This is a genomic window from Marinobacterium alkalitolerans (assembly GCF_017776525.1).
In the GTDB taxonomy this organism is placed as follows: domain Bacteria; phylum Pseudomonadota; class Gammaproteobacteria; order Pseudomonadales; family Balneatricaceae; genus Marinobacterium; species Marinobacterium alkalitolerans.
Genome location: NZ_JACVEW010000004.1, coordinates 13,457 through 38,213 on the forward strand (window position 1 = coordinate 13,457; position 24,757 = coordinate 38,213).

The 24,757-nt window shown below is 58.9% G+C and carries 24 protein-coding genes; 9 read left to right on the plus strand and 15 right to left on the minus strand.

Annotated features, from left to right (window positions below; all coding sequences use genetic code 11):
• Positions 1-17: 17 nt before the first annotated feature.
• The 3 genes from iscR to H9C73_RS03460 all read right to left on the minus strand — a co-directional run bounded on the left by iscR (position 18) and on the right by H9C73_RS03460 (position 2,174).
• Complete coding sequence (iscR, locus tag H9C73_RS03450; RefSeq protein WP_209286399.1) at positions 18-512, minus strand: Fe-S cluster assembly transcriptional regulator IscR; 495 nt, start codon at positions 510-512, stop codon at positions 18-20.
• Positions 513-598: 86 nt separating this feature from the next.
• Positions 599-1,423: a serine O-acetyltransferase gene (gene cysE, locus H9C73_RS03455; protein ID WP_209286400.1), complete on the minus strand. Its 825-nt coding sequence runs from the start codon at positions 1,421-1,423 to the stop codon at positions 599-601.
• Positions 1,416-2,174, minus strand: a complete 759-nt coding sequence (locus H9C73_RS03460) for an RNA methyltransferase (protein ID WP_209286401.1) — start codon at positions 2,172-2,174, stop codon at positions 1,416-1,418. The genes cysE and H9C73_RS03460 overlap by 8 nt, the downstream gene beginning before the upstream one ends.
• Before the next feature lie 129 nt (positions 2,175-2,303).
• Between H9C73_RS03460 and H9C73_RS03465 the strand changes: the two genes are divergently transcribed.
• Positions 2,304-3,119 carry an inositol monophosphatase family protein gene (locus H9C73_RS03465; RefSeq protein WP_236014061.1) on the plus strand — a complete coding sequence of 272 codons (816 nt, stop codon included), beginning with the start codon at positions 2,304-2,306 and terminating at the stop codon, positions 3,117-3,119.
• A gap of 102 nt (positions 3,120-3,221) precedes the next feature.
• On the opposite strand, the gene H9C73_RS03470 is transcribed toward H9C73_RS03465, so the two are convergent.
• The 11 genes from H9C73_RS03470 to H9C73_RS03520 form a co-directional block, all read right to left on the minus strand.
• The gene (locus tag H9C73_RS03470; RefSeq protein ID WP_209286402.1) at positions 3,222-4,517 is read right to left on the minus strand and encodes an adenylosuccinate synthase; all 1,296 of its coding nucleotides are present in this window, start codon (positions 4,515-4,517) and stop codon (positions 3,222-3,224) included.
• 36 nt (positions 4,518-4,553) lie between these two features.
• Positions 4,554-5,735, minus strand: a complete 1,182-nt coding sequence (locus H9C73_RS03475) for an ATP phosphoribosyltransferase regulatory subunit (protein ID WP_209286403.1) — start codon at positions 5,733-5,735, stop codon at positions 4,554-4,556.
• Positions 5,736-5,846: 111 nt separating this feature from the next.
• The gene (gene hflC, locus H9C73_RS03480; RefSeq protein ID WP_209286404.1) at positions 5,847-6,731 is read right to left on the minus strand and encodes a protease modulator HflC; all 885 of its coding nucleotides are present in this window, start codon (positions 6,729-6,731) and stop codon (positions 5,847-5,849) included.
• Entirely contained in the window at positions 6,731-7,933 is a 1,203-nt protein-coding gene (gene hflK, locus H9C73_RS03485; RefSeq protein ID WP_209286405.1) for an FtsH protease activity modulator HflK, read from the minus strand. Before hflK ends, hflC begins: the two co-directional genes overlap by 1 nt.
• A 68-nt stretch (positions 7,934-8,001) precedes the next feature.
• Positions 8,002-9,300 (minus strand): ribosome rescue GTPase HflX, encoded by a 1,299-nt coding sequence (hflX, locus tag H9C73_RS03490; RefSeq protein ID WP_209286406.1) that lies wholly within the window; start codon positions 9,298-9,300, stop codon positions 8,002-8,004.
• Positions 9,301-9,308: 8 nt separating this feature from the next.
• Positions 9,309-9,548: an RNA chaperone Hfq gene (gene hfq, locus H9C73_RS03495; RefSeq protein WP_209286407.1), complete on the minus strand. Its 240-nt coding sequence runs from the start codon at positions 9,546-9,548 to the stop codon at positions 9,309-9,311.
• Positions 9,549-9,671: 123 nt separating this feature from the next.
• Positions 9,672-10,619, minus strand: coding sequence for a tRNA (adenosine(37)-N6)-dimethylallyltransferase MiaA (miaA, locus tag H9C73_RS03500; protein WP_209286408.1), 948 nt, complete (start codon positions 10,617-10,619; stop codon positions 9,672-9,674).
• Positions 10,619-12,502 carry a DNA mismatch repair endonuclease MutL gene (gene mutL / locus H9C73_RS03505; RefSeq protein ID WP_209286409.1) on the minus strand — a complete coding sequence of 628 codons (1,884 nt, stop codon included), beginning with the start codon at positions 12,500-12,502 and terminating at the stop codon, positions 10,619-10,621. Before mutL ends, miaA begins: the two co-directional genes overlap by 1 nt.
• 17 nt (positions 12,503-12,519) lie before the next feature.
• Positions 12,520-13,854, minus strand: a complete 1,335-nt coding sequence (locus H9C73_RS03510) for an N-acetylmuramoyl-L-alanine amidase (RefSeq protein WP_209286410.1) — start codon at positions 13,852-13,854, stop codon at positions 12,520-12,522.
• Between the two features lie 17 nt (positions 13,855-13,871).
• A complete protein-coding gene (tsaE, locus tag H9C73_RS03515; RefSeq protein ID WP_209286411.1) occupies positions 13,872-14,324 on the minus strand; it encodes a tRNA (adenosine(37)-N6)-threonylcarbamoyltransferase complex ATPase subunit type 1 TsaE in 453 nt (150 codons plus the stop codon).
• Between the two features lie 15 nt (positions 14,325-14,339).
• The gene (locus H9C73_RS03520; RefSeq protein ID WP_209286412.1) at positions 14,340-15,848 is read right to left on the minus strand and encodes an NAD(P)H-hydrate dehydratase; all 1,509 of its coding nucleotides are present in this window, start codon (positions 15,846-15,848) and stop codon (positions 14,340-14,342) included.
• A 72-nt stretch (positions 15,849-15,920) separates the two neighbouring features.
• Here H9C73_RS03520 and queG point away from each other — a divergent pair, with 72 nt between their 5' ends.
• Positions 15,921-17,054, plus strand: a complete 1,134-nt coding sequence (queG, locus tag H9C73_RS03525; protein WP_209286413.1) for a tRNA epoxyqueuosine(34) reductase QueG — start codon at positions 15,921-15,923, stop codon at positions 17,052-17,054.
• Positions 17,055-17,058: 4 nt separating this feature from the next.
• Here queG and orn read toward each other — a convergent pair whose 3' ends face one another.
• Positions 17,059-17,601, minus strand: a complete 543-nt coding sequence (orn, locus tag H9C73_RS03530; protein ID WP_209286414.1) for an oligoribonuclease — start codon at positions 17,599-17,601, stop codon at positions 17,059-17,061.
• 95 nt (positions 17,602-17,696) lie between these two features.
• Here orn and rsgA point away from each other — a divergent pair, with 95 nt between their 5' ends.
• From rsgA to H9C73_RS03565, 7 genes are all read left to right on the plus strand, one after another.
• Positions 17,697-18,719 carry a small ribosomal subunit biogenesis GTPase RsgA gene (gene rsgA / locus H9C73_RS03535; RefSeq protein WP_209286415.1) on the plus strand — a complete coding sequence of 341 codons (1,023 nt, stop codon included), beginning with the start codon at positions 17,697-17,699 and terminating at the stop codon, positions 18,717-18,719.
• Between the two features lie 3 nt (positions 18,720-18,722).
• The gene (locus tag H9C73_RS03540; RefSeq protein ID WP_209286416.1) at positions 18,723-20,360 is read left to right on the plus strand and encodes an HDOD domain-containing protein; all 1,638 of its coding nucleotides are present in this window, start codon (positions 18,723-18,725) and stop codon (positions 20,358-20,360) included.
• A gap of 58 nt (positions 20,361-20,418) precedes the next feature.
• Positions 20,419-21,228, plus strand: coding sequence for a sulfurtransferase (locus tag H9C73_RS03545; RefSeq protein WP_236014062.1), 810 nt, complete (start codon positions 20,419-20,421; stop codon positions 21,226-21,228).
• 19 nt (positions 21,229-21,247) lie between these two features.
• Positions 21,248-22,111 (plus strand): archaetidylserine decarboxylase, encoded by an 864-nt coding sequence (asd, locus tag H9C73_RS03550; RefSeq protein WP_209286418.1) that lies wholly within the window; start codon positions 21,248-21,250, stop codon positions 22,109-22,111.
• A gap of 79 nt (positions 22,112-22,190) precedes the next feature.
• Positions 22,191-23,183, plus strand: a complete 993-nt coding sequence (gene ygfZ / locus H9C73_RS03555) for a CAF17-like 4Fe-4S cluster assembly/insertion protein YgfZ (RefSeq protein ID WP_209286419.1) — start codon at positions 22,191-22,193, stop codon at positions 23,181-23,183.
• A gap of 158 nt (positions 23,184-23,341) precedes the next feature.
• Complete coding sequence (locus H9C73_RS03560; protein WP_209286420.1) at positions 23,342-24,007, plus strand: hypothetical protein; 666 nt, start codon at positions 23,342-23,344, stop codon at positions 24,005-24,007.
• Positions 24,008-24,021: 14 nt separating this feature from the next.
• Positions 24,022-24,567 (plus strand): FlgO family outer membrane protein, encoded by a 546-nt coding sequence (locus H9C73_RS03565; protein WP_209286421.1) that lies wholly within the window; start codon positions 24,022-24,024, stop codon positions 24,565-24,567.
• Positions 24,568-24,757 lie beyond the last annotated feature (190 nt).

Here is a 24,757-nt window from a genome sequence, read left to right on the forward strand (position 1 = left end):
ATCTCTCCAGAAAACTCTCAAACAGCTGCTTTAGTGCGCGCTGACTGTTGGGTGCTGCTTGCAATCAACTGATCAACCTGGCGCTGCTGACGATCGGCAACCTGCTGCACGTCTTTGCGTGCAACCAGATCAGCCAGGCTGATGCTGCTCAGAAAACCGTGGATCTGATCACTGAGGTCACACCAGAGATGGTGCGTCAGGCAAACCTCGCCCCCCTGACAGCCACCATTGTGCTGACAACCGGTCGCATCAACAGACTCGTTGACCGCGTCGATCACTTCTGCGACATTAATCTGTCGCTGCTCACGCTTGAGCTGGTATCCCCCACCCGGACCACGCACACTGCGCACCAGATCGTTGCGTCGCAGTTTTGCGAACAGCTGTTCCAGATAGGAGAGCGAAATGCCCTGGCGCTCGGATATATCGGCCAGGCTGATCGGCCCCTTGCCTTCGTGCAGGGCCAGATCCAGCATCGCGGTCACCGCATAGCGCCCTTTGGTTGTCAATCGCATAACATTCCTCACATTCACGCTTTACAGCATGTGGGTATTATGCAATTCCCTAGTAAACCAGTCAACTATTAACCCGACCATTTTTATCAGGCTTTATCGGACTCGGTGGATTCATGCGGCTCGGTGCGGCCCGGCATGCCACTGACATCATCCACGGCCGCTTCAAAATCTTCCGACTTCAGTTCCGGCAACTGCTCGTCACAGTATTCCGGCTTCAGCTCGCACATGGCCTTGCCCATGGTATCCACCTTGTGGTCCATCGCCTGCATGTGATCGAGCAGGCATCGAATGGCATGAGCAACCGGGTCAGACACCTCTTTGGTAACGGCGTAGGCATCAAAGCCGACCTTGTCCGCCATCTGGCGACGCTTAAGCTCTTCAGGCGTTTCCTCTTCAGGCTGACGCTTGATAATCCGACCCGGAATCCCGACCACGGTCGCATCCTCCGGCACATCGCGGGTCACAACCGCATTGGACCCCACGCGCGCACCGGCACCAACCGTAATCGGACCAAGCACCTTTGCACCCGCACCGCAGACAACGTTGTTGCCCAGCGTGGGGTGACGCTTGCCCTTGTTCCAGCTTGTTCCACCGAGGGTGACACCGTGATACAGCGTGACATCATCCCCGATTTCAGCCGTTTCACCGATAACCACACCCATCCCGTGGTCAATAAAAAAGCGACGGCCAATAGTAGCACCCGGGTGAATCTCAATTCCGGTAAGCCAGCGCGCCAGATTCGAGATCATGCGCGCCATCCATTTGAAATCACGTCGCCAGAATGCGTTGGCAAGGCGGTGAAACCAGATTGCATGCAGCCCGGGATAAGCCGTAAGCACTTCAAAAGCGTTACGCGCGGCCGGATCACGATGGAATACTGACCGAATATCTTCCCGCATCTGCTTAAACATCATTATCTCCCTGCTGCGGCTTTTTCACCTGCTTTTCGATGGCCGTCAGGATGCCACGTAATACATTGACCTCGACCTTGTCCGGTACAGCTCGCTGCAGCAAACGGCGCAGCCGCGGCATCAACTGGCGCGGGTTTTCAGGGTCGAGAAAGTCGATCTTGACCAGCGTGCGCTCCAGGTGCTCGAACATCAATTCCAGCTCACGCTGCTGCGCCAGCTCAATATCCCAGTCGGTCCCCCACTGAGGTCTTGCTGCCTGCTCCTCAGCCACCTCTGCCATGCGCAGCTCATAGGTAATCACCTGCACGGCAGCCGCGATATTGAGTGAGCTGAAGTGATCAACCGCCGGGATATGCACATGGTGATGACAGCGCTGCAGCTCCTCGTTGGTCAACCCCCGATCTTCACGCCCGAACAAAATGGCGACGCGCGCCTTCTCCTTCAAGGGAGCTGCAATGGCAGCCAGTTCACGAGGATTCACCAGCGGCCAGGGAATGTGCCGCTCACGCGCACTGGTACCGAACACCAGCTCGCAGTCCGCAATTGCCTCATCCAGCGTCTCGACAACCTGTGCCTGCTCCAGAAGATCAGTCGCACCGGACGCGCGTGCGTCAGCATCGGGATGCGGGAAACATTTGGGGCTTACCAGACAGAGATCACTCAGCCCCATATTCTTCATGGCACGCGCCACCCCGCCGATATTGCCCGGGTGGGTCGTGTTCACCAGTACAATTCGAATGTGATCAGACATCTGAGATACGCCGCTAAAAGCGCACTATTCTAACAGATGATCATCCATATGCAGACCACCTGTTCAGCGAAGCATCGGTCTGAGCTACAATAGCCCTTTGCCAACCCTGAAAACTGGACAACAACACTGATGCAACCAATGGTAAATATTGCCCTGCGCGCCGCTCGCGCCGCAGGTGAACAGGTCTCTCGCGCCCTGGAACGTCTTGATCTGATCAAATCCGAACAGGCCGATGTAGCAGAGTTCATCAGTGATCTCTGCCAGCAGGCCGAGCGCACCATCGTCAATCAGATTCAAAAGGCCTACCCCCACCACAGCCTGGTGGGCGAGTACACCGGCCAGCACGCCCCGATTGGCGAAGGCCCCGGCGAGTGCGAATGGCACATCAGCCCGATCGACAGCCTGATCAACTTTTCCAACGCTCTGCCGATGTTCGCCCTGAGCATCACCGGTTTCGTCAACGGCCGCGCTGAGCACTGCGTCGTACTCAACCCGATGTTCGGCGAAGAGTTTACTGCCAGCCGTGGCAAGGGGGCACAGCTGAACGGCAAGCGCCTGCGTGTCAGCAACCGCACCAGCCTGGAAGGCGCCATCATTGGTACCGGTTATCACGGCCGCAGCAGCGACAAGCCCTGGATGGAATCCCACGCGCGCATGATGCAGGAAACCATGCAGGCGGGCGCTACCCTCCACAACAGCGGCTCCCCCGTTCTGAGCTTGGCCTACACTGCCGCCGGTCGACTGGACGGGTTTTATCAGATCGGACTGCACGCCACCGAGCTTTCCGCCGGCCTGCTGCTGATCCGTGAAGCCGGCGGTCTGGTTTCCGATTTCTCGGGTGGCAACCAGTACAACGATCGCGGCAACCTGATTACCGGCAACCCCAAGCTGCTTAAGGCCCTGCTGCGCACACTGCACCCGGCCACGGCTGAAGGCCTGCGCTAAAACAGCTTTCGTCCGTATGGGATGAGCCACCTCGCCATCCCATACGACAGGCATAAAAAAACCGCATCCCTGGATGCGGTTTTTTTGTTCATGCGCTCGGCATCAAGCGTTCATTGGATCACGCAGCACAATTGTCTCGTTACGGTCAGGACCGGTGGAGATGATATCGATCGGTGCTTCGATCAACTGCTCCAGGCGCGTGATGTAGGCACGTGCATTTTCCGGCAGCTGGTCCAGCGACTTGACGCCAACAGTAGACTCGGTCCAGCCCGGCAGCTCTTCGTATACCGGCTTGATTACCTCGTAGTCTTCACTGCCGCTGAGTGAGCTGACCGGATTACCGTTTTCATCCTCATAACCGGTACAGATATTGATCTGCTCCAGGCCATCCAGAACATCCAGCTTGGTCAGGCAGATGCCGGAAATGGAGTTGATCTGAATCGCATGCTTCAGGGCAACCGCATCAAACCAGCCGCAACGGCGTGCACGACCCGTTGTGGAACCAAACTCGTGACCGCGCTCAGCCAGGCGGCTGCCGATGTCACAGTGCAGCTCGGTCGGGAAAGGACCGCCACCCACACGAGTGGTGTAGGCCTTGGTAATACCCAGAATGTAATCCAGGTACAGAGGACCGAAACCACTGCCGGTTGAAGTACCGCCTGCCGTAGTGTTGGAGGAGGTCACGAACGGATAGGTACCGTGGTCGATATCCAGCAGGGAGCCCTGTGCACCTTCAAACATGATGCTGCGTCCCTGTTTGCGGAACTCGTGCAGAGTCGCCGTTACGTCGACCATCATCGGCACCAGAGTCTTGGCCATCTCCATGCAGCTGTCATACACCTGCTGGAAGTCGATGGGATCGACCTTGTAGTAGTTCTGCAATACGAAGTTATGGTACTCGAGCAGCTCCTTGAGCTTGTCGGCAAAACGTTCCGGGTGTGCCATATCGCCCAGACGCAGACCGCGACGCGCTACCTTGTCTTCGTAAGCCGGACCGATGCCACGACCGGTTGTACCGATCTTGGCATTGCCGCGCGCCAGCTCACGCGCCTGATCCAGCGCCACGTGGAACGGCAGAATCAGCGGACACGCCGGGCTCAGCTTCAGGCGCTCACGCACCGGAACCCCCTTGGCTTCCAGTTCGTCTACTTCTTTCAGCAGCGCTTCGGGGGACAGAACGACACCATTGCCGATCAGGCACAGAACGTTCTGACGCAAAATACCGGAGGGGATCAGGTGAAGAACCGTTTTTTCACCATCGATCACCAGGGTGTGGCCTGCGTTATGTCCGCCCTGAAAGCGAACAACGGCCGCAACCTGCTCGGTCAGCAGGTCGACGATCTTACCCTTGCCTTCATCACCCCACTGGGTGCCCAGAACAACGACGTTTTTACCCATTGCTGTCTCGAATACTCTTAAAGTTCAAAAAATGCGTTAACGGTCTTTAACGACCCAGGCATCCGCTTCCGCCACCAGGTGGCGTCGGTACTGCCCGCTCTGATCCGTTTCACCCTTGAGCTGCTGCACAACGCGCTCGCCCTTTTCACGCAGCGCCGCAATGGCAGCCTGCAGGTCCTTGCCCTCTCCTGCCGGAGCCAGAATCACCGGCTCGGACGGCTCTTCCAGACACCCTGAAAGATCCAGCAGCGTCTTCAGATCTGCACTGAAGCCCGTTGCCGGGCGGGCACGGCCGAAGTCGGCGCCGATGTTGTCGTAGCGACCACCCTTGGCCAGTGCCTGACCATACTCAGGGGTATAGGCCGCAAAGACCACGCCGGTGTGGTAGTGGTATCCACGCAGCTCACTCAGGTCAAAGTAGGCGTCTACATGCGGGTAGCGTGCCTTGATTCGCTCAGCCAGATCCCCGAGGTAGCGGATCGCTTTTACCAGTTCGGCATCCTCGCCAAACAAAGCCTCTGCACGTGCCAGCACATCCGCAGCCCCATTCATGCGAGGCAACTGCTTGAGCCATTCACGTGTTTGATCACTCACTGACGCAAGGCCGTCCACGAAGAGGTCAATCTCCGGCAGAGCCTTGCGCTGCAGCATATCCTGATAGTCTTCCTGTGCCTGGGCACTCAGCTGGCAGAGTTCCATCAACCGGCTGAACACACCCACATGCCCCAGATCCAGGCTAATCGTCCCTTGCAGACCCACCGCTTCGAGCGTTGCCAGCATCAGACTGATCACTTCAACGTCGCTGTCGGAACCGGCATGACCGTAAAGCTCGGCCCCCAGCTGCAGCGGGTTGCGAGATGCCAGCATGTTGGCCGGATGGGTATGCAGCACCGAGCCGCAATAACACAAACGACTGGCCCCTTCAGTGCGCAGGCGGTGTGCATCAATACGCGCCACCTGGGGGGTCATGTCGGCACGGACACCCAGCGTATGACCACTGATCCGATCGGTGACCTTGAAAGTATTCAGGTCCAGATCATGCCCGACACCGGTCAGGAGGGATTCAAGATGCTCCGCTATCGGGGGCATCACCAATTCGTATCCCCAGCGATGGTAGAGATCGAGCACCTTGCGGCGCATCAGTTCAACCTGCCGCGCCTGCGGCGGCAGCAGCTCCATAATTCCGTCGGGCAGCAACCAGCGATCTGCCAATGCCATGCGTTACTCCGCTGTCATGGGTGGTCTGATTCACAAAAAAACCGGGCACGGACCCGGTTTTGTCAATCTTATCATGAAACCGGGCACCAAAGGCACCCGGTTTGCATTGTACTATTGTGGAATCTGCGTTCCCTGCGCGTTGTTCAGGTACCGGAAGAATTCGCTCTTCGGGTCCAGCACAAACAGGTCACCGCCCGCCTTGAAGGATTCGCGGTAGGCGTTCAGGCTGCGATAAAACGCATAGAACTCCGGATCACGCTGAAAGGCTTCGGCGTAGATCGAAGCCGCTTCCGCATCGCCTTCACCACGAATGGTTTCCGCTTCACGGAACGCATCCGCCAGGATAACGGTGCGCTGACGATCAGCGTCCGCACGAATACCTTCAGCCAGCTCCTTGCCTCGTGCACGCAGCTCACGCGCCAGACGCAGACGCTCGGTACGCATACGTTCATACACTGAAGAGGAGACTTCCTGCGGCAGGTCGATACGTTTCACACGTACATCGATAACCTGAATACCCAGCTCTGACTGAGCCAGATCGCTGAGGGCACGAATCACGTCACCCATAACCTCTTCACGCGCACCGGATACCACTTCGGTCAGCGTACGTTCACCAAACTGGTTACGCAGGCTGGTTTCGATACGGGTCGACAGCAGGTCAGCCGCACGGAATTCATCACCTGAAGTTGCGGTGTAGTACTTCTCGACGTTATCGATCCGCCACTTGATAAAGGAGTCTACGATCAGACGCTTTTTCTCAAGGGTCAGGAACGCCTGCGGACGCGCATCCAGTGTCATGATACGGCCTTCAAACTTGCGCACCGTATTCACAAACGGAATCTTGAAATGCAGACCCGGCTTGATGTCAGCTTCGACAACCTCACCAAAGCGCAGTTTGATGGCGCGCTCGGTTTCCTTGACGATGTAGACGGACTTGGAACCAATCAGCACTACCACCAGCAGCGCAATCAGCCCGAACATGGATGTAGGTTTCATTAACGTCCCTCCCTCAGGCCAGATGTCGACTGTGAACGCTGACGTGTCTGGGTTTCCTGAAGTACCTGATCAGTGATCTGACGCAGGGTTTCATCATCCAGACGCACACCGCGACCGGAGCTGTCGCGTACCTGAGGCTGCTGAGAAGTCAGGCGATCAAGCGGCAGGTACATCATGTTGTTGCCACCTTCCACATCAACCATCACCTTGCCGGTACGGCCCAGCACGTCCTGCAGCGTATCGATGTAGAGACGCTCGCGGGTTACACCGGGTGCCTTCTGATACTCGGCCAGCAGCGCCTTGAAGCGGCTTGCTTCACCGGTTGCCTTGGCAACCACTTCTTCGCGGTAGGCATTGGCTTCCTCAAGCAGACGCTGAGCACGACCACGGGCTTCCGGCACGATGCCGTTGGCATAGGCTTCCGCTTCGTTCTTGGATCGCTGCTCGTCTTCTCGCGCCTTGATCACGTCATCAAACGCATCCTGCACCTGACGCGGTGCCTGAGCGTTCTTGATGTTGACCTTGGAGATCGTCAGACCGGTGGTGTAGTTCTCCATGTAACGCTGAAGACGTGCCTGCACCTGCAGCGCAAGGGTGTCACGCCCTTCAGTCAGGATGCCGTGCATGTCAGAGGTACCCACAACGTGACGCAGCGCCGACTCTGAAGACTGTGCCAGACTGTCACTGGGATCACGCACCTTCAGGGTGAACAGCATCGGATCGGACACCACGTACTGAACGGTCATGTCCACATCCACGATGTTTTCATCAGCCGTCAGCATCAGTGAACGATGGTCATACGTACGCAGTCGCGTGGTATTGACCTTCTGCACTTCGTCAATCAACGGCGGGTTCCACTGCAGACCCGGCTGAACCGTTTCATGGTACTTGCCCAGACGCAGGACTATGCCTCGCTCCTGCTGGTCAACGGTATAGAAGCCCATACCGGCCCAGAACAGCGCTGCAAGTACAACCAGCACGACGAAAAAGCCGCTGCCGCCGCCCTTGCCGCTGCCGCCGCCAAAACCGCCGCGCTTCTTGCCGCCGCCGAAGATACCGCCCAGGCGGTCCTGCAGCTTGCGCATCGCCTCATCGAGATCGGGCGGCCCCTGATCGTTGCCACCGCCACGTTTGCCGCGGTTGCCACCGCCGCTCCAGGGGTCATGGTTGTTACCATTACCGCCGGGCTCATTCCAGGCCATAGTGTTCTCCGTATTAAACCGCTGATTTAACTGTTATGAATGCTGCGATTATGACCGCAACGGCTGCGTTAATCGACCGTCTGCGGCACGTATTGTTCCTGTTTCAAGCCAAGACGACTGAGCAGACGCTTGAAATCCTTCATCTGCAGCCGAACTTCCAGCTGCATGCGTCCTTCATCGTCAACCGCTTCACTGACCACACTGCCCTGCGCATACAGCTGCGCTCTGAACTGACCATCCGAGGGGGCCAGCGTCAGTACGTCATGGAACATTTCCTCGCCCAGACGCTCACTGATCGCTTTCAGCAGCAGGTCAATACCGGCACCGCTGACAGCTGACACCCATACCCGCCAGGGCACGCCGTTCTCATCCCGATCGATGCGAGGCTCCACGGTCTCAAGCTGATCAATCTTGTTGTACACCTGTAGTACGGGTACTTCCGATGCACCGATCTCTTCCAGCACCGCTTCGACCTGATCGATATGCTCCAGACGTTCATCATCGTAACAATCGATCACATGCAGCAAAAGGCCGGCATCGGTGGTTTCCTGCAGCGTAGCCCGAAAGGCTTCGACCAGCTTGTGCGGCAAGTGGCGAATAAATCCAACGGTGTCCGCCAGGATCGCCGATCCCACATCCTCAAGCTCGATTTTGCGCAGCGTCGGATCCAGCGTCGCAAACAACTGATCAGCCGCATAGACCTCAGAGGTGGTAATGCGATTGAACAGGGTGGACTTGCCCGCATTGGTATAACCGACCAGCGATACCGTGGGAATTTCGGCACGCTGACGGGCGCGACGCCCCTGATCACGCTGCTTGCGAACCTTTTCAAGCCGTTTGAGAATCGACTTGATCCGACCTCTCAGCAGGCGACGGTCAGTCTCGAGCTGCGTTTCACCCGGCCCCCTGAGGCCAATCCCCCCTTTCTGTCGCTCAAGGTGGGTCCAGCCACGCACCAGTCGGGTCGACATGTGCTCCAGCTGAGCCAGCTCAACCTGCAGCTTGCCTTCATGTGTCCGTGCGCGCTGCGCAAAGATATCCAGTATCAGGCCGGTACGGTCCAGAACTCGACACTTGAGCTCACGCTCCAGGTTACGCTCCTGGCCCGGGCTCAGGGCATGATTGAAGATCACCAGCTCCGCCTCGTGCAGGCGCACCAGTTCAGCCAGTTCTTCGACTTTGCCTTTACCCAGGAAAAACTTGGGACTGGGGTCGGCGCGCGACCCGGTCAGAAATTCAACGGGATCGGCGCCAGCAGAGAGGGCCAACTCTTCGAGTTCACGGGGATTTTCGCGGTCTTCTTCACTGGAGAAGTCGATGTGGACGAGGACCGCTCGCTCGCCCGACTCGGGACGCTCAAAAAACAATTAATACCTCATTCAGCAGGCTTGTCGTCAGCCACCGGCAGTTTAACCGGGCGCGCAGGCACTACTGTTGAAATGGCATGCTTGTAAACCATCTGGCTGACAGTGTTTTTCAGCAGGATGACGAATTGATCAAAAGACTCGATCTGGCCCTGCAGTTTGATACCGTTCACCAGGAAGATGGAAACAGGTACACGCTCCTTGCGCAGGACGTTCAGGTAAGGGTCTTGTAGAGACTGCCCTTTTGACATTGCAAACTCCTTCCAGAATGGAAATCTATTTATAAGTGTAGTTGTATGTATACGGATTGAACTGACTCGGCGTCATACACCTGCATGAACAACAGAGTTTGCGCGCGATCATACCCGAAATCATTATATAACGGCAGGGTCAACCTGTTTCAAGGCGCGAGAAAGTAAATTACTGTCGCCCGTTCGCAGCCAATGCACCCCCTCCCAGCTCCTGAGCCAGGTGAGCTGCCGCTTGGCGAGCTGCCGTGTCGCCACTATACCCTTGTATCGCATTGTTTCACGATCATACTCGCCGGCGAACCAGGACCACATCTGCCGGTACCCCACACAGCGTATGGACGGCAGCCCGACGTGCAGGTTTCCGCGATCCCATAATTGCCTGACTTCCTCTTCAAACCCGGCCGACAGCATGATGTCGAAGCGCTGCTCGATACGTTCATGCAGAACACTGCGATCATCCGGCGCTATCGCCAGCGGCACGATCTCGAACGGCAGGTCGGCTTCGGACTGCTCCCGCCAGTGCTCACTGATCGGGCGCCCGGTCAATTCGTACACTTCAAGCGCACGCTGCAATCGCTGAGCGTCGTTGGGCTTCAGCCGCCGTGCTCCTTCCGGATCCACCTGTGCCAGTCGAGCATGAATCGCCGGCCAACCCTTTTCGACCGCTTCTGCCTCGATTCGTTCACGGATCTGCGGGTCCGCCTCAGGCAGGCGCGCAAGCCCCTGCTTGAGTGCATTGAAATACAGCATGGTACCGCCTACCAGAACCGGCAAACGGTCCGCCTGCTGGATCTCCTCGATCGCTTTCAGTGCATCGCTGCGAAACTGGGCAGCAGAATAGGCTTCGGCAGGGTCCAGAATATCCACCAGGCGGTGCGGATAGGCCTCCAGCTCGTCGGGGGTTGGCTTGGCGGTACCGATATCCATTCCTCGGAAAACCATCGCCGAATCCACACTGATCAGCTCACAGGGCAGCTGATCAAACAGGCGCATGGCCAGATCCGTCTTGCCGGACGCGGTAGGCCCCATCACAAACACGACCCTGGGCTTCTCTCCTCGGGGTGACGCCATTATTGTCCTCGCAGAAATAGCTTATCGAGTTGAGCGAGGCTCAACTGCGTCCAGGTGGGACGACCGTGATTGCACTGCCCGCTGCGCTCAGTCTGCTCCATATCCCGCAGCAGCGCATTCATTTCCGGCACGGTCAACTGTCGATTGGCACGCACGGCGCCATGACAGGCCATGGTTGCCAGCAGTTCATTCAGGTGCGCTTCTATGCGATCACTGGTGCCGTACTGCAGCATATCAGCCAGCACATCGCGCACCAGCTGTTCCACATTGGCCTTGGCCAATGCTACCGGCACTTCACGAATCACCAGAGACTCTTCTGCCATACGTTCCAGACGGAAACCCAGACGGTGAAACTCTTCGGGCATCTCTTCGGCAATATCCGCCTCACGCGCGCTGACGGATACATTCACCGGCACGAGCAGCGGTTGGCTGCGAATTCGGTCCTGCTCAAACGCCTGCTTCATGCGTTCGTACACTATCCGTTCGTGTGCGGCGTGCATATCCACCAGCACCATCCCCTCTGCGTTCTGGGACAGAATGTAGATGCCGTGCAGCTGTGCCAGCGCATACCCCAGCGGGGGGGCTTCGCCAGCCTCTTGCTCCGGCAGTGTTGCCGGCTGTGCCGCAGCCTGAAATGGTTCGGGAGGACGTCCGGCGGGCTGATGCAGTGCACCATAGGCCCGAATCTGCTCGCCCACCTGCGCACCGCTGCTCGGGGCAGCGGATCGCTCGGCACCATATTCAAATCCCATGGGGCGCTGACGCAGAGACGAAAGATCCCCACCTTGCGACCCCATCGCCGAGCCGATTTCTGAAGCGGGCACTGCACCCTGAGAAGCAGGCGCATCCACCGCCGCCGGCGCCTGGTCCTGAGGACGGAGGTCCGCAATCACACGGTAGAGGGTGCGGAAAATAAAGTCATGCACCAGCCGACTCTCGCGGAAGCGCACTTCATGCTTGGTGGGGTGAACATTCACATCCACCAGCGCCGGATCAAGTTCCAGATAGAGCACGTAGGCCGGGTGGCGTCCATGGAAGAGCACATCCTGATAGGCCTGGCGCACCGCATGGGTGACAACCTTGTCCCGGATCACGCGGCCATTAACGAAAAAATACTGCTGATCCGGCAGGGAACGGGAAAACGTGGGCAAGCCCATCCAGCCCCAGAGACGCAACCCGGAAGCCTCGGCTACCACATCCATGGCAACAGACTGCTCCACGAAAGCCTTGCCCAGTAACTGGCCCAGACGCTGCTCCCGTGCCACTTCAGTCGATGCGGGGCGCAGCTGGTGTACAACTTTGGCGTTATGCTTGAGTCCAAAACCCACATCGTAGCGGCTCAGTGCCAGGCGCTTGACCACTTCTTCCAGATGACGAAATTCTGTTTTTTCGGTTTTGAGGAATTTCCGTCGGGCCGGCGTATTGAAAAAGAGGTCACGCATCTCGACCGTGGTGCCTTCCGGGTGTGCCGCCGGCACCACTTCAGTGGTCATGTCGCGTCCCTGCGCCGATACGGACCAGGCAGCATCCTGAGCGGCTGTACGCGAGGTCAACGTCAGGCGCGAGACCGAGCTGATACTGGCAAGCGCCTCACCCCTGAAGCCGAGGCTGCCCACCGCTTCCAGGTCTTCCAGCGCGGTAATCTTGGAGGTGGCATGACGACTGAGCGCCAGCGGCAGGTCATCCTTTTCGATGCCACTGCCGTTATCGCGCAGACGAATGAGCTTTACACCGCCCTGCTCCACATCCAGTTCAATTCGATTGGCTCCCGAATCAAGGCTGTTTTCCAACAGCTCCTTGACCACGGAAGCGGGACGTTCCACGACTTCACCCGCCGCAATCTGGTTGGCCAGCTGCGGCGAGAGTAGATGAATGGCTGCCATAGGCTCCTGTTTAACGATTAACCCGCGGGGATGCGCAGCACCTGACCCACCCGGATCCGGTCGCTGTTGAGTTTGTTGGCACGGCGCAGCTGCTGTAAGGACACGCCGTTGCGCTGAGCGATGACCGACAGAGTGTCACCGGAGACCACCTTGTACAGACGATCACTCTGATCAGGCTTGCCGTTCTGCTTCTGCCAGGCGATGTAGGTGGCTGCCGGCGGCTTGTTCCAGAAATGGTCCGTGATGCCCCGGTAAATGGCTTCTGCCATCTGGCGCTGGTAGGACGCCGTCTTCAGCTTGCGCGCTTCGCCCGGATTGGAAATGAAGCCCGTTTCCACCAGGATCGACGGAATATCCGGCGATTTCAGCACCACAAAACCGGCCTGCTCCACGTGCTTTTTATGCATGCGGGCAAAGCGGTCAATGTTCCCGTGGATACGTGAAGCCACCTGATGGCTGTCCTTGCGGCTGGCGTTCATGGACATGTCCAGCAGCACACTGGCCAGCACATCATCCTTGTCATCCAGGCTAAGACTGCCAACACCACCGATCAGGTCGGCGCTGTTTTCGCGGCGGGCCAGCCAGCGGCCCATTTCTGATGTCGCTCCTCGGCCGGACAACACCCAGACGGAGGCACCACGCGCACGCGCATCCTTGAAGGCGTCTGCGTGGATAGAGACAAACAGGTCGGCATTGCTTTTACGCGCCTTGCCGGTACGACCACGCAGGCTGATGTAGTAATCGCCGGTGCGGGTCATCACGGCACGATAGCCCTTGCGCGCATCAATAAGGTCTTTCAGCTTGCGTGCTATGGCCAGCACCACATCCTTCTCACGCACACCGCCGGGCCCGATGGCGCCGGGGTCTTCCCCCCCGTGGCCGGCATCGATCATGACCACGATGTCACGCTTGCCCTCTTCACCGGGGATCGGCACCACGGTCTTGGTCACCGTTGCCTTGGACTGCATGGCCAGATCGACCACCAGTCGGTGCCCATACTGGTCATTGGGCTTCAGATCAAAGCTTTTCGGGCGCACTTTCTCCTTCAGGTCCAGCACGACACGCAGCCCGTCATCGCGATGGCTGTAACGGATATCACCCACCGGACTCTTGTCCAGCCCCAGGCCATCAAAAGATGCCTTCAGACGAGCCCCTTCGATGTCGATGACTACCCGGTCCGGACCGCTCAGCGTAAACAGCTTATGCTCGACCGGGCCGCTCATGTCGAATACCAGCCGCGTGTTATCCGGTGCCAGCCAGGCACGCACATTGCGCACTTCCTGCGTTGCCATAACCGGCACAGAAAGCACACACAGCAACAGGACTGTAATGGAGCGAAGCAGAGTCTTCATGTGAAGCCGTTTTGTTGTTAGTTGTTTAACTTATCGACCAAAGTCCGCCCTTTTTGAGTGACCGGGGTCAAGGTCAACGCCCGTCCGGTACCGGACAACGCAATATAGATATCCAGATCAGGCTGGGGCAGAACCCCATGACCCTTCTCTGGCCACTCAATCAGGCACAGGGCCTGATCGGTAAAATAGTCACGAATACCCAGGTACTCGAGTTCTTCCGGGTCCGCCAGTCGGTAGAGGTCAAAGTGAAACACCGGGCCAGCCGGGGTCTCATAAGGCTCTACCAGCGTGTAGGTCGGACTCTTGACGGAACCGGTGTGGCCGCATCCTCTCAGCACGCCTCGGCTCAGGGTGGTTTTCCCCATGCCAAGATCACCGTGCAGGAAGATAACGCCCCCCTCTTGGGCAGCCTGTGCCAGGCGCGCACCAAACTCCGCCATCGCCTGCTCGTCAGACAACACCAGTTCCATTCAATCCAGCCCTCGCTATTCGATACCACTCAGAACACGGCGCACACGGGCGATCAAGTCCGTCGCCAGCAGTCCCCGTTCACCCTGTTCCGAGGCGCAGAGATCGGCTGCTCGCGCATGGGCGAATACCCCCGCCCGGGCAGCATCGACCGTGCTCAGGCGCTGCGCCCTCAACGCTCCTATGATACCGGACAGCACGTCCCCCATGCCACCGCAGGCCATACCGGGGTTGCCGGCACTGCACAGATGCACCATGTCACCATCAAATGTCAGGCTGCCCGCTCCTTTCAGCACCACCGTTCCGCCCAGCATCGCCTGCAGTTCTCGCACCGCGGCAAAACGATCCGCCTGCACTTCAGTCGACTGATACCCCAGCAGCCGTGCGGCTTCTCCGGGGTGCGGCGTTAATACCCAGTCATGCTTGCCGGCATGGTTGCCCAGCCGAGAACTGAGCAGATTCAGTGCGTCCGCATCCAGCACCAGCGGCAGCCCCGAATTGAGCGACTGCTGCAACAGCTGGTCGGCCCAGGCGCTTTGGCCAAGCCCCGGCCCGACCACCAGCACATCCGGCTTTTGCAGCAGGGGTTGCAGGTCCTGTCCGGAGTTCACCCCCGCCGCCATGACCTCGGGCGCGCGGGTCAGCGCTGCGGCCACATGTTCTGGCCGTGTCGCAAGGGATACGAGGCCTGCGCCGCTGCGAGCGGCTGCCTCGGCGGCCATCAGCGCGGCGCCACCCATGCCATAGTCACCCCCAATGATCATGACGTGCCCGAACAGGCCCTTGTGCGAGGAGCGGCGCCGCGGCGGCAACAATGTGGCAAGATCGTCCGTGTCGGTACGAAAGGCGTTCATCGGCACCTCTTCGTACACTTCATCCGGTACCATCAGGCCATCGAACAGCAACTCACCACAGTGATCAACGCCTTCATGGGTCATCAATCCCTGCTTCAGACCCATAAAGGTGAGAGTGCGTTCCGCCTTCACGGCGGTGCCCAGCACCTGCCCCGTATCGCTGCAGAGGCCGGAGGGAATATCAAGCGCCATCACCGGTCGAGCACTGCGGTTGAGCTGCCGAATCAGCTTGGCCGTATCGCCCCTGACAGGACCCGAAAGCCCGGTTCCCAGCAGCGCATCGACCAGCACTTCACCGGCCAGCTCCGTTTCGGGCTGCCAGCGTTCCAGGCTGACACCCACCGCTTCGGCCCACTGCCAGGCGGCCAGGGCTTCCCCCTGCAACCGCTGGCTATAATCATCCTGCGTCACCAGCACCTGAACGTCCATGCCCTGCTGACGTGCCAGCCCCGCGACGATCAAGCCATCTCCGCCATTATTGCCGGCGCCGCAGGCCACCGTCAGGCGCTTCGCCTGAGGCCAGCGCGATTGCAGCTCCACGAAAGCGGCATGGCCTGCCCGCTGCATCAGGCGAAAGCCCGGAATCCCGAACTGCGCAATGGCGGTTCGATCCAGCGCACGGCACTGCTCAGCCGTGTATAATGCGGATGGCAGCTCTGCTCTGCTCGTCATGGCTTTCTCCTTTGTTATCAGTTCATTATAGAAGATGGACTGGCCAACACACACCCGGTTCCCTGGAACACTATGCCCGAAGCTGAAACATTAACATCTCAACAACTGGAACACCTCAAAGACGCCTTGAAAAACAAGGCTCAGGCGCTTGGTTTCGCGGACTGTGCCGTCACCCTGCCCGAACTGGACGGTGAGGCCGATGCGCTGGCGCAGTGGCTGGCGCAGGGATACCACGGCAGCATGGGCTATCTGGAAGAGAATATCGACAAGCGCCTCAATCCGAGAGCACTGGTTCCGGGTACCGAGCGCATTATCATGGTACGTATGGATTGCCTGCCTGAGGGCGCTCCCGTCACGGGCGTGTTGCGCAACCCCGACAAGGCCTACGTTGCACGCTACACGCTGGGGCGTGATTACCACAAAACGCTGCGCAAGCGCCTGAAACAACTGGGGCAGTGGCTGGAGCAGGAAGCGGGCACGGAGGTACGCTTTCGTCCGTTCGTTGACAGCGCCCCTATTCTGGAGCGCCCGCTGGCACGTAACGCGGGGCTTGGCTGGATCGGCAAGCATACACTGCTGCTTAACCGTCAGGCCGGCTCCTGGTTTGTGCTGGGTGAGCTGTTTACCGACCTGCCCCTGCCGATCGACCCGCCCGAAACCGAATCACACTGCGGTCGCTGCACCGCCTGCCTGGACGTTTGCCCCACTCGCGCCTTCCCGGAGCCCGGCGTACTGGATGCACGCCGCTGCATCTCCTACCTGACCATTGAAAGTCGCGACCCGATTCCGCTTGAGCTGCGACCGCTGATGGGCAACCGGATCTTTGGCTGTGATGACTGTCAGCTCATTTGCCCCTGGAACCGGTTCGCCCGTCGCAGTGACGAAACCGACTTTCAGCCTCGGCATGGCCTTGAGCAGGCCGACCTGCTTGACCTGTTCCGATGGGATGAAGCCGAGTTTCTGAAACGTACGGAAGGCTCGGCCATCCGCCGGACCGGCTATCAGGGCTGGCTGCGCAACCTGGCAGTGGCACTGGGCAACAGCCGGGGCGGACCCGCCGTCATCCGTGCGCTGAAGGCAAAGCGCCCCTCGGTGAGCCCTATGGTTCAGGAGCATATCGATTGGGCGCTCGTGCGGCTGGGGGCCCCTGCACCGTCTGATCTGCCGGTACTGGACCACCCCGGAGCCCGGCGCCTGCCGGAATAGGTCGTTACAGGCGAAAGAAGTGCCGGCGGTAGTGCCGCAGTTCTTCGATCGACTCGCGGATATCATCCAGTGCCAGATGAGTCCCCTGCTTGCGGAAGCCGTTCATCACATCCGGCTTCCAGCGCCGCGCCAGCTCCTTGATGGTGCTGACATCCAGGTTACGGTAGTGAAAAAAGGCCTCCAGCTCCGGCATGTAACGCCACAGGAAGCGGCGATCCTGGCCGATGCTGTTGCCACACATGGGGGATGCCCCCTTTTCACTGTGCTGGCGCAGGAACGCCAGCATCTGCTGCTCGGCTTCCTGTTCGGAGATCGTGCTGGCGCGCACACGGTCCGTCAGGCCGGACTGACCATGTTGACGGGTACACCACTCATCCATGTGAGACAGTACGGCATCACTCTGATGCACCGCGATCACGGGCCCTTCGGCAATCAGGTTCAAGTCACTGTCGGTTACGATCGCCGCCATCTCGATGATTCGATCGGTGTCCGGGTTCAAGCCGGTCATTTCCAGATCCACCCAGATCAGGTTGTCCTTTGACGCCATCCGCTGTTCTCCACTGGCAAAACTGTCAATTTGGTTCGGTTTGGAATACCTTAGCACGTCAACAACCCGAGCAGTGAATGAGCTAAGCCACCGTAATGGCAAAACGCAAGGTAAACCGGCGCCAGGCCTGGCGCATCAACAAGATTCAGCAGGAACGTGCGGCCCGCGCCGAGAAACGGGAAGCCCTGATCGAAGAGCAGCTGGAAGGCGGCGACCTGGGCCCCGAACAGCGGGGGCTGATCATTTCCCACTTTGGCCGCCAGGTAGACGTGGAAGTGCTGGAAGGCGAGCACAAGGGCGAGATTCAGCGCTGCCACCTGCGCACGCACCTCGGACAACTGGTGACCGGCGATCAGGTTATCTGGCGCCGCACCGCAGACAGCGGCGTGGTCGTCGCTGCACTGGACCGCCACAGCGAACTCCTGCGTCCCAACAATCAGGGTGAACTCAAGCCGGTGGCCGCCAACATCGACTACATCGTGATTGTGATCGCCGTCGAGCCCTACGCCCACGCCAACCTGATCGACCGCTATCTGGTGGCGGCCGAGGCCAGCCAGATCGAGCCGGTACTGCTATTGAACAAGGCCGACCTGCTGAATGATGACAACCGGGACCGCCTTGAAGCCCTGCTGGATCAGTACTGGACACTGGGCTATCGCACCCTGAGCGCCTCAACCTCAACCCAGCATGGTCTGGATGAACTCAAGGCTCTGCTGGCGGATCATATCAGTGTCTTTGTCGGTCAGTCCGGGGTGGGTAAGTCATCGCTGGTAAACAGTCTGCTGGGCACCGATATCAAGACAGGTGAACTGTCCGACCTGACCCGCAAGGGCCGCCACACCACCACCACTGCCCGCCTGTTTCACTTCCCCGATGGAGGCGACCTGATCGACTCGCCGGGTATCCGTGAGTTCGCGCTTTGGCACATGACGGAAGATCAGGTGCTTCAGGGTTTTCGGGAACTGGCCGCCCTGCAGGGGCATTGCCGTTTTCGTGATTGCCGTCATGACCAGGAGCCAGGATGTGCTTTCCTGTCTGCATTAGATGACGGTAAAATCAGCGAACAGCGTTTTCACAGTTTCCAGCAGATTCTGAACTCCATGCAGGACAGCCGCTAGCCAATGAGCACATCTTCTGCCTCTGATGAGACACCGCCCCTGTACGGCCTCGACGCCTGGGCGGACTACCTTGAGCAACGCCCGCTCCCCGTGCGCGTCAGCGTGCTCGTGCGACTGAAACGGCTGGTAAACAGTGATAATGCTACCCTGCATCAGATCACGGATCTGGTGCGTCAAGATCCGGCTCTCTGCTTTCATGTCACCCGCCTGGCACAGAGCAGGCACCGGGAAAAGAACTCCACTGTCACCAGCATCGAACACGCGGTAGGTTCGCTGGGAATGGACGCGCTGGCGGCTTTATGCCAGAGCCTGCAAACCCTCAAGGTCAACCCGGCCAGCATGCAGCAGAAAATGTATTTTCGTGCCATCGCTGACAGCCAGCACGCCTCCGTTCAGGCAGCGGAGCTGTGCCGTATGCGCGGCCTGCCTTTCGTGGAAGAGGTGCGTCTGGCAGCGCTGCTCTACGGTGCCGTACACTGGATGCTCTGGTTACATGCGCCGTTGCACAAGCACCAGTACCAGAAACGTGTGTTGCAGGATGGCGTGGACGTTGCGCTGGCAGAACAGGACCTGCTGGGGTGTACAGCTCAGGCGCTCGGCGCAGAACTGGCAAAACGCTGGGATCTGCCCGAGCTTACCCAACAGGCACTGGACCACGACACCTCCCCGAGCCAGTCCGACCTCAGGCTGCTGCACCGCAGGGCACTGAAGGATCCGAGAATGGGCAAACTGGAACTGCGAGAAGCCAACCAGCTGGCACAGCAGCGCTTTTTCCCCGTCAAGCTCGGCAACTGGCTTGCATTGACCACCACGCGAGGGTGGTACAGCAAGAAAGCAGCCCATCTTATGGACATACTGGCCGATTACCTCAGCACTCAGCCGGACGTGTTGCTGGGGCAACTGCATGGTTTCTGTGCAGAATCCTCACGCCAGTTCCACGTTCCCGGGACACTCAGCCCGGCCAGCGAAATGCTGCTTATTCCTTCCGCCGACCAATACCTCGGCATGTTGAGTGACCAGGAAATCAAGCGTCTGATACCCGAGGCACCACGTCCGGTCAAACCCAAACCTGCACCGCCTCCTCCACTGAAGGCGGCCGAAGACAAGCCCGCCAGACCGGTCACTGAGTGCCTGCACCCACACATATACAAACAGGTATTCGAACGCCTGCAAAGGGGATACGAACTCTATACCACGCCTGCCCACATTCTTCAGGCTCTGCTGCAAGGGCTGCACCAGGGGTTGGGGCTCAGCCGCGTATCACTTATGCTGGTCAATCCCAAAACACTCATGCTGCATACGCGGCGCAGCCTGGGGATAGACGAAAAACACCCTTTGGCCAGCCTGGAGCTGAGTCTGGACGTCCCCAGCCTGTTCAAGCGCCTGAGCGAGAAGCCGGCCGGCATATGGATCGATACGCCCAAACGTCACTCTCTGGCCCCCATGCTGCCAGAGGCGTTCAGTGCAGCTGTCGCAGAGCACGACTACCTGTTGATGTCAGTATTCCGAAACGACCAGCCGTTGGCCATTCTCTATGCGGATGACATCCCCGGGCACACTGCTCTGACCGATTTTCAGTATGAGCAGTTTCGACAGCTCTGCGCGGCGGCCACCCTGGCATTGAAGCGCCTGCCCGGCTAGCTTGGTCACAGGCCACCTCTCCGCTAAGATCACCTCACACTCAATAATGGACTCAGTCATGCTGCCACTGGTTATCAGCGCTGCCGAATTGGAGCCCCTGCTCGACAATCCCGACCTGCTCATACTGGACCTGTCCAGTGCCGAACACTACGCCGAAGGGCACATTCCCGGCGCCGTGCATCTGGACCCGGCACGCCTGCTCCGAGGTGAAGGGCCAGTGCCGAACCTGATCCCCACAGAGGCCCAGTTGCGTCAGCTTCTCTCCGAACTGGGCATTACCCCCCAGACCCATGTAGTGGCCTATGATGACCAGAAAGGCCCCTGGGCCGGTCGCCTGATCTGGACGCTGCGCTGTGCAGGACACACCGGCGCCAGTTTTCTTGATGGCCATCTGCCGGGTTGGCTGGCAGCCGGGTATACCACAGAGACAGCTCCACGCCAGCCTGCGCCAACTGACGCGCAGGTTCAAATGCGACCAGAGCTGCGCTTGACCGCAGAGCAGATCAGCGCACAGCTTGATGGTCCGCTTCAGGTCTGGGACGCCCGTTCAGAGGCGGAATACCGAGGAGAAAAAGTGGTCAACGCCCAGCGTGGCGGCCATATTCCGGGGGCTTTCCACCTGGAATGGACCGACCTGCTTGAGCCGGGCGACATCCCCTGTCTCAAACCGCGTGAAGCCATTCGAGCCCTTCTGACTGACAAGGGATGCGTGCTTGAACAACCGGTCGTGACACACTGTCAGACCCACAGGCGCTCAGGCCTGACCTGGCTGGCCGGTACCTGGGCAGGGTTGCAGCAACTGAGCTGCTATGATGGCTCCTGGTATGAATGGGGCAACCGGCCGGACCTGCCCGTTGAGACAGACTGACACAAGAAGCGAGTACACTTTGAAAAACGCACTTTTTATCCTGCTGCAACACCTGCTGCCTCAGCACCTGCTGTCGCGTCTGGCAGGCCGTCTGGCCGAATGCCGTATCGGCTGGGTCAAAAACAGCTTTATCAACTGGTTTCGCAAGCGCTACCGCGTCGACATGAGTCAGGCGCTGGAGCCCAACCCCGAAGCCTATAAACACTTTAACGCCTTCTTCACGCGGGCCCTGAAGCCGGATGCAAGGCCGCTGGACAATACGCCCGGCGCGCTCCTCTCTCCAGCCGACGGCGCCATCAGCCAGCTCGGCGCCATTGAACATGGCCGTATTTTTCAGGCCAAAGGGCGTGGCTATGGCCTGACGACACTACTGGGCGGCAGCATTGAGCGAGCCGAGCCCTTCATCAACGGTCAATTTGCCACCGTCTACCTGTCGCCCCGGGACTACCACCGTGTCCACATGCCGGTCACCGGTACCCTGCGCGAAACGGTATACATCCCGGGCGATCTCTACTCTGTCAATCAGGTGACAGCCGAAGGGGTCGACAACCTTTTTGCCCGCAACGAGCGACTTGTCGCCATTTTTGATACCGAACACGGCCCCATGGCGATGGTATTGGTTGGCGCCATGATCGTGGCAGGCATCGAAACGGTCTGGAACGGTCAGGTTGCCCCGGCATCCAAACGCCCGGTTATTCTCGACCGGCACCACGATCAGACTCCCATCACGCTGGAAAAGGGTGCTGAGATGGGCCGGTTCAAACTGGGGTCCACGGTGATCGTGCTCTTCGGCCCCAACGCGGCCCGCTGGGATGAAGCCCTGAAAGCCGGCAGCAGTGTGCGCATGGGACAAAGTCTGGGCACGGCCATCAGCGGCGAATAACCCTGCTGATCACGGGCTGATCAGCCCTGCGTTCTGGTTTACACTGACGGCTGATGCGGTAAAGGAGATCAAGCAAATCATGCATGCACACTGGCAAGAATGGCTTAACCGCCCGGGCGTTGAAGTGGCCGGGGATCAGATCATAACCACTCCGGAAGCGGACAGTGAAACACGCTCCGTCCCATTGACCGGTTACGGCATCATCCGTGTCAGCGGCCCCGACGCACACAAGTTCCTGCAAGGCCAGCTCAGCTGTGATCTGGCCGAAGTGGACAGAGCCGGTCATCTGCCCGGCGCCCACTGCAACATCAAGGGGCATATCCACAGCCTGTATCAGGTGATCCACGCAGCCGAGGATACCTACTGGCTGCGTACTCGCCTGGACTTGATCGACGATGCGCTGGCGCTGCTGAAGAAGTACATCATTTTCTCCAAGGCCGAAGCCGAATTGGCCAGTGACCTGCTGGGTGTTGGCCTGTGCGGGCCCGACAGCCAAGCACTGGCCAGCGGCCTGAAGGTGGACGGCAGTGTCGCCATCGCCCACTCGGATCGACTGGCCGAGCTCTGGCTACCGGCCACCCATCTGGATGACACCCTCGATGCGCTGCAGCCGGATGCCCCGCTGGGCCCCAGCAACGCATGGGAACTGGAAGCCGTCAACGCAGCGATTCCCGAGCTGTACCCGGCCACCCGTGAAGCCTTCATTCCGCAGATGATCAATCTGCAGGAATTCAAGGGTGTCAGCTTCAGCAAAGGGTGCTACACAGGGCAGGAGATCGTGACCCGGCTGCAACACCGCGGCCAGCTCAAGCGTCCCATGTATCTGGCCGAGGTGGTCACCGAGCAGGCTCCCGCGCCGGGCGATGCCGTGGCCAGTGACAACAAGAGCAATGCCGGCCAGATCGTGCGTGTCGCGCAGACCGACAACAGCACCTATCGAGTACTGGCCGTTGCCATCAAGAGTGAAGCGGAAGAAAGCACCCTGCACCTCGACGATGAGCAGGGCCCTGCGCTTTCCCTTCTCCCCCTGCCCTACTCTCTCGACCCCAGCCTGTTCGTCAGCAAGCGCTGATCTGAAACGACCGGAGTTTTCGCTCCGGTCGATTCGCGCCCAGCCCCAGTTCTGTTATTCTTTCCTTTGAGGCGATTTTCGCCGAAAACGTTGGACCGCGCACGGATACGTCAGGCGCACTGCGCAACGCCATGGAAATTTAAATAAAGGATCTTGCCATGCTTCGTAAGCTCTGCATCCTGGGTGTCGGAAGCACCCTGCTCGCCGGTTGCTTCGCAACCAACACATCTCAAGCCCCGATTGCCACCACATACCCGATCAGTGAGCAGCAAAAAATGCAGGCTGCGCATCACTGGGATGTTCTGGCACAACATCAGGCTGAACAACTGGTGCAAAAATTCCCCGGGAAAGCGCTCTACATTCAATCATCGAAACAGCCCACACCCTTCAGCTCGGCCTTTGACAACCTGCTGACCAGCCAGCTGGTTTCGGCAGGTGCCGTGGTCAAAACCTCCCCCGAGCTGGCTGCCAAGGTGAGCTATAAGGTACAAGTCGTTGAACACAAGGATCGCGGTTTTGTTCGGGCACCTCAGGGGGCTTACACCGCTCTTGCAGCAGGTGTGGCAGTTGCGACGATTCCCTTCAACCACTGGAGTGAACCGGCACTGGCATTGATCCCGGCGGCTGGCGTGGCAGACCTGTTCAGCGGTAACGTTACCAGTGAAAGCGGGCAGGAAGTGGTCATCACGACTCAGGTCCAGCAGTCCGGCCAGGTGCTCTACTCGAACTCCAGCATCTATTACATAAACCCCGGCGATAACGACCACTACAAGGCCAAGGCCGCACCGAACACTAAACCTGTCAATGTTTCCAACGAGTGGTAATCAGGGAGGGCACCATGAGAACTCTAACTAAATGGCTCGCAGCCAGCCTAATGGCCTTGATGGTATTGGGTGCTACCGGGTGCGTTGGTACTCAGAGCAAACGTCCGTCTGACCCTGAAGTTGACCTGATCGGACAGGTTCAGAATGCAGCCAGCGCCTTGATGAAAAACGCAAGGCTGAATTCGGGCAGTCCTTTGCTGGTCGCCACTTTTGCAGATATCGATGATTTGCAGCAGTCCTCTACTCTGGGCCGTACGCTTTCAGAGCAGTTCACCAGTTCTCTGGCCGCCAGGGGCGTACCCGTGATCGAAGTCAAAATGCGGGAAAACCTGTTTGTAAAAGAGCGCACCGGTGAACTTATTCTGTCGCGCACCCTCCACAGCCTGGTCCAGTCACATGATGCACAGGCTGTACTGCTGGGGACCTATGCTCTGGGCGGGAACAACATCTACGTCAACGTACGTCTGGTGAGAACCGAAGATAACATCATCCTGGCCGCACATAACTTCAGCTTGCCAATGAATCGTGATCTGAAGGCGATGCTCCCCCGCCGGCGCTAACCTCCTTTATCTCATGACATACCCCTGAAAGGGCTGGCAACTGCCAGCCCTTTCTATATGTTTTTTCCTACCTGAACCTAATACACGGCTCCGCTTGCCAATTAGCGGCCAGCAGCCTCTTGCCATTGCTCTCAAAACTGACACCGATCAAAAGGTGCCATTTTGGACTTGCTCTCCAGAAATAAGATTT